Annotated in this window: 1 protein-coding gene; it reads right to left on the reverse strand. The window is 43.7% G+C overall.

Going from position 1 to position 1,191, the window contains the following annotated elements; all coding sequences use genetic code 11:
• Nucleotides 1-213: 213 nt before the first annotated feature.
• Nucleotides 214-1,029, reverse strand: coding sequence for an aminoglycoside O-phosphotransferase APH(3')-Ia (locus K5R89_RS27105; protein WP_000018329.1), 816 nt, complete (start codon nt 1,027-1,029; stop codon nt 214-216).
• Between the last annotated feature and the right edge of the window lie 162 nt (nt 1,030-1,191).

Raw genomic sequence — 1,191 nt, forward strand, 5'->3', positions numbered from 1 at the left:
GTAAGCAGAGTTTTTGAAATGTAAGGCCTTTGAATAAGACAAAAGGCTGCCTCATCGCTAACTTTGCAACAGTGCCAATTTATGAGTAAAGGATTATGTCCACGATAAGCACCTGGGTCGATTCCTGGGAGGCGGCCATGAGGGTAGGGAAGCGCCGTCCCGTCAAGTCAGCGTAATGCTCTGCCAGTGTTACAACCAATTAACCAATTCTGATTAGAAAAACTCATCGAGCATCAAATGAAACTGCAATTTATTCATATCAGGATTATCAATACCATATTTTTGAAAAAGCCGTTTCTGTAATGAAGGAGAAAACTCACCGAGGCAGTTCCATAGGATGGCAAGATCCTGGTATCGGTCTGCGATTCCGACTCGTCCAACATCAATACAACCTATTAATTTCCCCTCGTCAAAAATAAGGTTATCAAGTGAGAAATCACCATGAGTGACGACTGAATCCGGTGAGAATGGCAAAAGCTTATGCATTTCTTTCCAGACTTGTTCAACAGGCCAGCCATTACGCTCGTCATCAAAATCACTCGCATCAACCAAACCGTTATTCATTCGTGATTGCGCCTGAGCGAGACGAAATACGCGATCGCTGTTAAAAGGACAATTACAAACAGGAATCGAATGCAACCGGCGCAGGAACACTGCCAGCGCATCAACAATATTTTCACCTGAATCAGGATATTCTTCTAATACCTGGAATGCTGTTTTCCCGGGGATCGCAGTGGTGAGTAACCATGCATCATCAGGAGTACGGATAAAATGCTTGATGGTCGGAAGAGGCATAAATTCCGTCAGCCAGTTTAGTCTGACCATCTCATCTGTAACATCATTGGCAACGCTACCTTTGCCATGTTTCAGAAACAACTCTGGCGCATCGGGCTTCCCATACAATCGATAGATTGTCGCACCTGATTGCCCGACATTATCGCGAGCCCATTTATACCCATATAAATCAGCATCCATGTTGGAATTTAATCGCGGCCTCGAGCAAGACGTTTCCCGTTGAATATGGCTCATAACACCCCTTGTATTACTGTTTATGTAAGCAGACAGTTTTATTGTTCATGATGATATATTTTTATCTTGTGCAATGTAACATCAGAGGGCACTGTTGCAAATAGTCGGTGGTGATAAACTTATCATCCCCTTTTGCTGATGGAGCTGCACATGAACCCATTC

The organism is Klebsiella sp. TF21-TM (assembly GCF_019753495.1).
Lineage (GTDB): Bacteria > Pseudomonadota > Gammaproteobacteria > Enterobacterales > Enterobacteriaceae > Klebsiella > Klebsiella quasipneumoniae.

Coding starts and splice junctions, on each gene's coding strand:
- K5R89_RS27105 (WP_000018329.1), bottom strand. CDS start 1,029: ATGAGCCATATTCAACGGGAAACGTCTTGCTCGAGGCCGCGATTAAAT.